Genomic DNA, 9,210 nt, shown 5'->3' with positions numbered 1-9,210 from the left:
ACAAGCCGAGCGTGCCGTCGCTGCGACGGTGGCTTGCCTTTCTCGCGCAGCTTGAGCCGCTGCGGACCGCCGGGCTGGAGCTCGCACGGGAGCAGATGAAACTGGGCCGCATCTCTTCCGACGACGCGGGCAGGGCTTTCGAGCGGGGGCTCGCCCTGGCGTCGCAGCGGGAACGCGCAGCTGCCACGGGACTTGATCGGTTCGAGCCGCGAAGTCACGAAAAGATGATCGGACGCTTCACCGGCCGTTCCCATCACGTCCGCGACTACCTGAGAACCGCGCTCCCGGACGACGTCCTGAAAGCACGGCGGTTCGACGCCGGTTCGACGGCCGGCCAGATGGGTTCACTGCAGCGCCAGCTCAACTACAAATCAGGCGGTCTGCGGGTGCGTCCGCTACTCGAGACGTATGGCGAACTCATTACCCTAATCATGCCCTGCGTGCTGGTGAGCCCCGATTCCGTCGCGAGGTTCTTCCCGGCGAAAGCAGGCCTGTTCGACCTCGTCGTCTTCGACGAGGCGTCGCAGATCCGCGTGGCCGACGCCGTCGGCGCAATGGGGCGGGGACGCGTCGTCGTCGTCGTGGGTGACAGCAAGCAGATGCCTCCCACCTCGTTCGCGGAAACCACGATGGAAAAGGACGAGGAGACCGAACTCGCCAACGAGACGGTGGAGGACGAGGAGTCCATCCTGTCCGAATGCGTGCTGGCGCGCGTGCCGCGGCAGTGGCTGTCCTGGCACTACCGCAGCCAGGACGAGTCGCTGATCGCGTTCAGCAATCAGCAGTACTACGACAGCAAACTCTCCTCCTTTCCCGCTCCGGTGCACGGTCCGGCGAGTTCCGCCATCGACGGTTACGGGATCAGTTTCATCCGGGTGGACGGGCAGTTCAACCGGTCGGGGGCGGGGAAGCTGCTGCGGACCAACCCTGTGGAGGCCGAAACGGTGGTCCGGGAGATCCAGCGCCGATTTGCGGCGTCGCCGGGTGTCTATCCGTCGATAGGCGTGGTCACGTTCAACCTGCAGCAGCGTGCCCTCATCGAATCGCTGCTGCGCGACTCCGACGACCCCCGCGTCGCAGACGCCCTGGACGCCGCCGACGGCCTCTTCGTCAAGAACCTTGAAAATGTGCAGGGGGACGAGCGGGATACCATCCTCTTCTCGACCGGTTTCAGCAAGAACGACCGCGGCTACCTGCCCCTGAACTTCGGGCCGCTGAACCGCAGCGGCGGCGAGCGGCGGCTCAACGTCGCGGTCACGCGTGCGCGCCGCCAGGTCATCGTGTTCTCCAGCTTCGATCCGTCGGACCTGCGCGCTGAGGAAACCTCCTCCGTGGGCATCAAGCACCTTCGGAGCTACCTCGAGCTCGCCGCCCACGGCACCGGAGCGCTGCCGTTCGACGGGCGCCGCAAACCCGCCGTGGACCGGCACCGGGAACAGATCGCGGGGGCCCTGCGCGAGCGGGGCCTGCTGGTGACCACCGACGTCGGGCTTTCCGATTTCAAGGTGGACCTCAGCGTCGCCCTGCCCGATGCGCCCGAGCGGCCGGTGATGGCCGTGCTGCTGGACTCGCCCGCATGGGCGGCGCGGGGGACTGCCGGAGATCGGGACGGACTGCCCTCGGATGTGCTGTCGCGCATGCTGCGCTGGCCGGCCGTGGAGCGGGTGTGGCTGCCGGAGTGGCTGGCCGACGCGGACACCGTGGTGGGGAGGCTGGTGGAAGTGGCCCAGGGGATTTCCACTGTCGGGGCTGAGGTTCCGCCGGTCGAGGTCCGGGTTGAGGCGCCGGAGTCGGTGCCGGAGACGGCAGCCAACAGGACTGAAGCGGGGGAGGACGAGGCGCTGTTTCCCGAGTTCACCGCCGTGCGTGGTGCGCCGTCGGCGACGGTGATCGATGCCAAGGTCAGCAAGTATGTCGCGTGGACCGTTCGGGGGACGGGCGGCATCGACGTGCTGGATACGCTGAGATCGTCCTCGTCCTCGTCCTCGTCCTCGTCCTCGTCCTCGACGTCGCGGGCGCTGGTTACTGCCGTCGTCGAGCAGATCGTCGAAGCGGAAGGCCCGATCCACACGGTCCGGCTGGCAAAGCTGGTGTGCGCGGAATTCACGCTGAACAAGGTGAACAACCAGCGGGCCGGCTCCGTCCTCGCTCTGGTCGATCGCCGGAAGTACAGGGTGGATGCGGACTCGTTCGTCTGGCCTTCGGGACGGGACGCGTTGACCTGGGACGGCTACCGGGAGAACGGACTGGAGACGGACCGGAAGATCGAGCATGTCAGCAAGGTCGAGATTGCCAATGCGATGGTGGACGTGTGCCATGCGGCGGCGGGTATTCGGCTCGAGGAGCTCAAGCGGCAGACGGTTCGCTCCTTCGGTGGGATCAGGGTCACCACCGGGATCGGGGAGCGGCTTGAGGATGCAATGCGCGATGCCGTGAAAGCCGGCAAGCTGCGGATCGACGACGGCGGGCTCATCCGGGCCTCGTAGCATTCCCCCCGCTGTCGCGGCGCGTCACCTGGCAGTCGTGGACCGACGGATATGAGTTACAAAAAGTTTCAGCGATGGTCCGCTGAGCGGTTGTCTGAGCGAAAGCATAGGGTGGGCGGATGACCACCAAAGAGCGAGGGACGACGCGCAAGCGCCTCCGCGACTGTCCCGTCTGCGGAAGCAAATCATGGCCGATCGCCTATGGAATGATGACCTCGGAGGCGCAGGAAGAATCGCCGGAAACGGTGTTTGCCGGGTGCTGCATCACGCCGGAGCAGCGGGTGTACCCGAGGACCGGGCGGGTCGAGTTCGGCGTTCCGAAGTGGCAATGCCAGAACGCCGAGTGCAGCCACGAGTGGTGGTGATTCGTTGTGCTTTCACCCGTGGAGATACGTCGCTCAGGGAGCAAGTGCTTAAGTCCACTTCTTAGCCCAGCGCAGCATCACTGGACGCTGCCTGCACGCGAGGCTTCGAGAGCCGGATCTGCCCTGAAGCGCCCTTCTGCATGCTGGCCTTCAACCCTGCTTCGTGAGCCTGGGCAAGGCACCATGCCGGCAGGCCCGTGCCGAGGAGCTGTTTGAAGGAGCTGCTATCGCTGAAGTGCGGCCCTGCCACCGCGCCGAACAGGGCCGCACTGACACCCTCCTTCAGGTGCAGGTCGGAATCCGTCAATGCAGCGAGCCATGCCGATTTAAGGGCGCCCGTTTTAGCCACCTGCGTCAAATCGGCGCTGGGTAGAAAACGATCCACATGGCGCTTCATCCGTTGATGTTTGGTCAATTTCGCCTGCGTTGCCGATGCTTGAACCACGACGGCGGGCTTCTTTTCTGTTTCTGGGGGACGCGGTGGGATGGGGACAGCCACTTGAGGTGCCGGCCGAACTGTTGCAGGCACCTGCAGGAGGCCGGCCAGTTCGGTGTGAAGCGCCGCTAGCTCAAGATGGATCTCCCTCATCCGCCGGTCTGCGTTCACTCCCGCCAGTGGTGCGCCCGCTCCGAGCTTCTTCGTCACACCCTGGGACACCGCGCACCGGAACTCCTCCGCGAGCATCTCCGCGAGGCGTAGCCTGTCGTCGTCGGGCACGAGAAGCGGCACAGGGCTAAATCGCGTTGAGACTGTCTGCGCGAGATCCTCCAGCGATCCGAACACCTTGCCGAACCGAAGCCGCTCCTGGACGGTCGCCGCGCCGATCTGAGGAGAGTAGACACTCTGGAACGGGTTTACCGCCAGCAGGCCGACGTCGGGAAAGAAGGTTTCGCGGAGGGATCCCCGCAGCACGCGGCGGATCGCGTCGAGCTGCCGCGCCACCTGTTCAAGTGGATTCGGAACGCTGGCCCCGTTTCCCAAGGTCCACGGCGCGCCCGTGTCGGCTACCTGAGAAACTGCGTGCGGGTACCTTTTCCATTCGCACAGGATGAAGGTCCCTTTCGCCGCATTGTAGAAGAGCCAGTCGACCTCGGCGACCGGCAATCCTGGAGCATCGACGCGGCAGTTACTGAAGGCCCAAATATCGTTGTCGAGCAGTTGACGCAGCCGGGTCACATCTACGGGGGCAGGCACATGCGCCGCGGTGTTCTTCGATGGAAAGTACAGCAACCGGAATTCCTCCATTGGCGGGGATTGTGGGTGAGGCGGGAGCGGAAAGTCAGGACGGCTCGAGCAGGAGGAACAGGCCTGCAAGAAGGGTCGGAAGCGCCCCGGATAATATGCCGAGGACTGTCACGAGCATGGTGAGCACCCAGCCGACCCGCCGTCGCCGCGCCTGGTCTATGGCGCGGCGCAGCGAGTCGAACGCAACGGCGATGCTTGCCGGTTCCTGGAGGATTGGCGGGTCGCGCTTCCAGGTCTCGGGAAGAACAGCGGCAGCGGAAACGATGGCGACCTGCTGCGGCGTCAGGGTTGAAGGACGACGCGTCAGCCAGCGCAGTAGCTGACGCGGGGTGAGGACTGCTACCGTCTGGTGTTTTTCCTTCACCGTCACACTCTTTGCACCCACAACCACAATGGCGGCAGTGACCTGCAGATCGCGGCCGACCGAACGTGAAAGCAACTTTGCGGCGCGATCCGCCTCGTACACCGAGTTGTGGATGTGAGGCTGCCGTTTGCCGGAGACCATGAAGGTGGTTCTCGCCGTCCAGACCGGCTGATCGGCATGCCGCTTGGTGTTCAGCGTGACAATGCCGGTGGGCCCGATAATTACATGATCGATGTCCGAGGATCTGTTGCCGACCGGCACAGCATGCAGCACGGTCCACTCCGGCCCGAGCGACGCAAGGATCCGACCGACCTCCTGTTCGCCAAGTGCGCCCCAATACCAGGGAGTGCTCTGGGTCCCGAGTGGACGGGCGCCGAATAGCCGACCCACCCGACCGCGGGGAGGATCGAACTGGTGGCACGCAAGAAGCTCCTCGATGACAGCTTGACCGGGGATTCGCTCGCTGAGCGGTCCCCGGGGAAGCCCGACGTTTTCTTGCACGGCCGGTGATAAAGTTTCCCCAGCCGTCATGCCGTCTGCAGTTCTTCCAACGGATTTCCCCCCATAGTGCTATCGCTGTTCGAAATCTACCGGTCAACCGGCAGCGAATCCGCGCATCCGGGCCCGTGAGACCAGCAGGATTGGGTCAGGATTTGCACAACCTCGGGCCAGTCCATCGGAAAAGCCGGCCCGTCAGAAGCCCGGCACATCCACCAGCGCCACGATCGCGATCATCGGCAGGACCGACAGCGCCGTCGTCACGAGGGCGGCTTGACGCGCGATGCCTCTCCCGCGGTCGTACCGGATCGCCGCAATGAGCACATTCTGCGCCGTCGGCAGGGCAGCGAAAAGGGTGACCGCGAGCAGCGGAACAGCCTCCATCCCGAAGACGAAGCGCCCGACAAGGAACGCCAGCGCAGGGTGGACAACGAGTTTGAGAAACGTCACCAGACTGAGGTCGACGGCGGAAACAGGCTGGGCCGTCCGCAAGCCCGCCGCAAGAGAGAGACCGAATGCAATCAGCGCACCCGGCACGGCGACGCCGGCGACGAGCTCGACCGGTTCAAGGAGAAGCGGAGGAACAGTGATTCCTGTCCCGGATACTGCCATCCCGAGAAAACTGCCGATAGTGATGGGATTCCGCAGCGGACGCAGGAGGCGCTTGCCCACCGACTCGGAAATTTTCGCGTTGATGTCCAGGATCGCGTAGGCAACGGGCGCGACCACCACCACCTGGAACAGCATGACGGGCGCCACGAGGGCCGCGTTCCCGAAGACGAACACCGTGATGGGAATGCCGAGGTTGCCGGCATTCACGTACGACGACGACAGCGCGCCGATCACGGTGTCTCCCGTGCTCCGTTTCAGCGCCCAGTGCGCAATGCCCGCGTAGATGAACGCGACCAGCGTGGTGGAAATGGCGGTGACCGCCAGGGTCGGCGACACGACGTCCGCCAGATCAGCCGAGATCAGGGTGACGAACAGCAGGGCCGGCGTGCCGGCGAAGAAGACCAGCCGTGACAGCACTTCCTGGGCGCCGCGGCCGAGAACGCCAAGCTTGCCAAGGCAGAAGCCGACGCCGATCACTGCCGCGATGACGAGGAAGCCCTGGAGAACCCCACCCACGAATACTCCCTATCCGGCGGGCCGTCGCCAGCCCTGATCGCCGGCAATCTGCGAGCCAACCCCTTCCTGAGCGTAGTGGCTGGCCAGCAAGCTGAGCGCATGTTACCCGTCGCCGAGGATGGACCTCAGGGTGTCGGCGTTCCGCACCGCGTTCCCGCCGCCGTCGTTGTTGAAGTACACGTAGATGTCCTTGCCCGCGCCCTGCCATTCGCGGATCCGGTTCGCCCACCAGTGCAGGTCCTGGTCGGAGTAGGAGCCGCCGTAGAGGTACTCGGAGTCTGGCCCGTGCATCCGCAGGTAGACGAACGGCGCGGTGGCGCGCAGGACGCACGGCAGGTTCGCGCCGCTCATCACGCAGTACGCCGCACCGTGGCGCTCCAGCAGTGCGTACACGGCGTCGTCGTTCCAGCTGTCGTGGCGGAATTCGACGGCGACCCGGATCCAGTCGGGCAGGAGACCGAGGAAGTAGTCGATCCGCGCGTCATCCCGCGCCAAACCAGGAGGGAGCTGGACGAGCAGGATGGCGCGCTTGTCGCCGAGCTCGTGCCAGCAGCGGACGATGCGCTCCACCCAGACGTCGGGCTGGTACAGCTTCTTCCCGTGGGTGAGCCCGCGGGGTGCCTTGACCGAGAGGAGGAAGCCCTCGGGAAGCCTCCTGCGCCAGCTGGCGAACGCGGTGTCGCGGGGCCAGCGGTAGAAGCTCGCGTTGAGCTCCACGGTGCCGAAGCGCTGGACGTAGTAGCCGAGCCGTTTGCTGGAGGCAGTTCCGGCCGGATAGACGACGTCGTTCCAGTGGTCGTAGCTCCAGCCGGAGGTGCCGATGTGGATGCCCATGATCAGCCCCGCAGCGCCGGGTCAGAACAGGCGGACATCGATCGAAGCCCGACTGCTCGAGGAACTCATCGACAGGCCAGGATCAGCGCCTGCGTCATCCCCGTTACCCGGCGTCGGCGTCACGAACGCATCGAAACGCTTCGCTGGTCCGCAACGTCGAGTCCTACCCTCTCGTGACTCGCGGGCCATGATGGGAGGCACTGCTACTTCGTCTCTGCTGCACGCAATGCGTCTGCAATCGATGCGCCTGGGTGCTCCGATCGATATTGCCGAACGGCATCGGGGTCAGCGACTTTGGCTGATTTCCCGAAACCACCGATATTGCCGATAACACTTGTCGATGCGGCCCATACCACCAACGCGAGGCCGGCCAGGGCGAGACCGATTACCAATTCATCGAACACGAAACCAACGACGATGGCAGCTATAGCGAGAACTGCGGCTGAGGAACTAATTGCCATTTTCATAAGTTCAGTCCTTTACGATCCTTGTTTATTCGAAGCATTCATTCTGAATTGCGGCGATACCGAGGAGCTCGGCTCCGAGGGCCGCAAGGGCGCCGCCCGCGGCTTGCATCTTTTCGTATTTGAAACTGGCGCCCCACAGCAGCTGCACCGCTTCAGAAACTCCTCCCAACTCGTTCGCCAACTTCTTGATCTTGAGAATCTTGGCAGCGGGGAGAGCAACGCCCGCAATGGCGACGGCGATGGCCCCAGCACAGCTGAAGACGTTTGCCATGGGCTGGACCGTCTCTCCGCCCGACTCTCCTGCAGCGTTCCTCTCGGCAAGCCACGTTCGAGTCGCATCATCACCCTGCTCGAGAACACTGTCAGGAATGGACAGCAGAAGGGTCATACCCTCCGTGAGCAGAATGAAACCTATAAAAATGGAGTGATTGCGATTTTTTGAGTTCGTCATGCATCCCCCTGAGATTGTCTGCATTTCGACTGATTATTCTCCCGATCCTCGCCACTCTTTATCACTTCGTTATCTCAGTCAACCCCGCTGCGCCATTCCTGCCACAGCGGGGAGGCGGACAAGCTCCATATCTGGCGGTCAGTTCCGCAGCACCCACGCCGCATTGTCCGGCTCCAGCCAGCCCTCCACCGCCTGGGGTGCAGCGCTAATGAGCACCGAGCCCGCGGGCAACCGCGCGGGCCCATCACCCATGGCGACGGCGACGAAAAACTCCGGTCCGCGCTCGCAGATGAGCAGGTTCCCGTCTTCCACCCTCCAGGTCCCGCCGTCGTCCCGGGTGAAGATGCCCTTGGTGGCGAGTTGCCGCCGCAGCTCGAGCGCGGAGACGACCAGCCGGAGCGTCGACTCCGGATCCTCCCGATGCACTTCGACGGCGGAGGACCCCCACGACGCCGGCTGGGGGAGCCACGGGTCGGACGCCGGTGCGGTCAGCGAGAAACCGTGGGAGGATTCCGCCGAAGCCGTCCACGGAAGGGGGATTCGTGCACCGTCGCGTGAAACTCCGCCCCGCGCCCACATAGGGTCGACGCGGGCTGCAAGCGGCACATCCACCTCGGGCAGACCGAGTTCCTGACCCTGGTAGATATAGGCGCCGCCGGGGAGGCCGAGGAGTGCGAGCAGGCCGGCCCGGGCCCGCGCGGTACCTCGACTGCCGCCACCGAAGCGCGTTGCCGAGCGGACGATGTCATGGTTCTCGAGCGCCCAGGTGGGGGCGGCGCCGTGCTCCCGCCGTGCCGCCTCGAGCTCGCGCCCCACGGAAGCCCAGGCCGCGGCGTCCCAGATGAGGCGAACGAAGGAAAAGGCGAACGCCTGGTGCATCTCGTCGCCGCGCGTGTACCGGGCGGCGCGATGCGGTTCGAGGTTGACCTCGCCCACGAGGACACGCTCCGGGGTGTAGGAGTTCGTGAGCGTCCGCCACCGCCGGTACACCGCGTGGACCTCCTCCTGATCCGACACCTGCGGATTGGACCGCAGCCCGTCGACGACGGCACCGGCGGTGGGTGCATCGGGAAGGCCGTCGGCCTTGAAAAGGGCATGCGCGACGTCGATGCGCAGCCCGTCCACGCCCCGATCGAACCAGAACCGCAGTACGCCCTCGAAGTAGTCACCCACCGCGGGGTTGCGCCAGTTCCAGTCGGGCTGCGCGGGGGAGAACAGGTGGAGATACCACTGCCGGTCCGTGGCCGAGTCCGGGTGCACGCGGCTCCACGCCGACCCACCGAAAACGCTCTGCCAGTTGTTCGGGGGAGTGCCATCGTCGGGCCCTTCCTCGAAGTGAAACATCGCCCGCTCAGGCGAACCGGGAGCGGC

9 protein-coding genes are annotated in these 9,210 nt (G+C 64.9%); 2 read left to right on the top strand and 7 right to left on the bottom strand.

Annotation, left to right across the window (positions count from 1 at the left end; genetic code table 11):
* Positions 1 to 2,486: DUF3320 domain-containing protein (locus Y704_RS25570; RefSeq protein ID WP_275451063.1), on the top strand; the 2,486-nt coding region annotated here is incomplete at its 5' end.
* Positions 2,487 to 2,605: 119 nt separating this feature from the next.
* Positions 2,606 to 2,851: a hypothetical protein gene (locus tag Y704_RS24025; RefSeq protein ID WP_155850339.1), complete on the top strand. Its 246-nt coding sequence runs from the start codon at positions 2,606 to 2,608 to the stop codon at positions 2,849 to 2,851.
* 61 nt (positions 2,852 to 2,912) lie between these two features.
* Here the strand turns inward: Y704_RS24025 and Y704_RS20630 are convergent, their stop codons facing one another.
* The 7 genes from Y704_RS20630 to Y704_RS20615 form a co-directional block, all read right to left on the bottom strand.
* The gene (locus Y704_RS20630; protein WP_162149402.1) at positions 2,913 to 4,097 is read right to left on the bottom strand and encodes a hypothetical protein; all 1,185 of its coding nucleotides are present in this window, start codon (positions 4,095 to 4,097) and stop codon (positions 2,913 to 2,915) included.
* 34 nt (positions 4,098 to 4,131) lie between these two features.
* Positions 4,132 to 4,992 (bottom strand): nuclease-related domain-containing protein, encoded by an 861-nt coding sequence (locus tag Y704_RS22795; protein WP_081747571.1) that lies wholly within the window; start codon positions 4,990 to 4,992, stop codon positions 4,132 to 4,134.
* A 162-nt stretch (positions 4,993 to 5,154) separates the two neighbouring features.
* The gene (locus tag Y704_RS0111050; RefSeq protein WP_026550167.1) at positions 5,155 to 6,087 is read right to left on the bottom strand and encodes an AEC family transporter; all 933 of its coding nucleotides are present in this window, start codon (positions 6,085 to 6,087) and stop codon (positions 5,155 to 5,157) included.
* 102 nt (positions 6,088 to 6,189) lie between these two features.
* Complete coding sequence (locus Y704_RS0111045) at positions 6,190 to 6,921, bottom strand: DUF72 domain-containing protein (protein WP_026550166.1); 732 nt, start codon at positions 6,919 to 6,921, stop codon at positions 6,190 to 6,192.
* 203 nt (positions 6,922 to 7,124) lie between these two features.
* A complete protein-coding gene (locus Y704_RS24020) occupies positions 7,125 to 7,388 on the bottom strand; it encodes a hypothetical protein (protein WP_155850337.1) in 264 nt (87 codons plus the stop codon).
* A 25-nt stretch (positions 7,389 to 7,413) separates the two neighbouring features.
* Positions 7,414 to 7,839, bottom strand: a complete 426-nt coding sequence (locus Y704_RS20620) for a hypothetical protein (RefSeq protein WP_155850335.1) — start codon at positions 7,837 to 7,839, stop codon at positions 7,414 to 7,416.
* Positions 7,840 to 7,977: 138 nt separating this feature from the next.
* A partial coding sequence (locus Y704_RS20615) for an alpha-amylase family glycosyl hydrolase (protein ID WP_035772411.1) occupies positions 7,978 to 9,210 on the bottom strand: 1,233 nt, incomplete at its 5' end.

The sequence above is a fragment of the Arthrobacter sp. Br18 genome (assembly GCF_000520555.1).
Taxonomy (GTDB): Bacteria; Actinomycetota; Actinomycetes; order Actinomycetales; family Micrococcaceae; genus Arthrobacter_D.
This window is presented reverse-complemented; position numbering and strand designations above follow the sequence as displayed.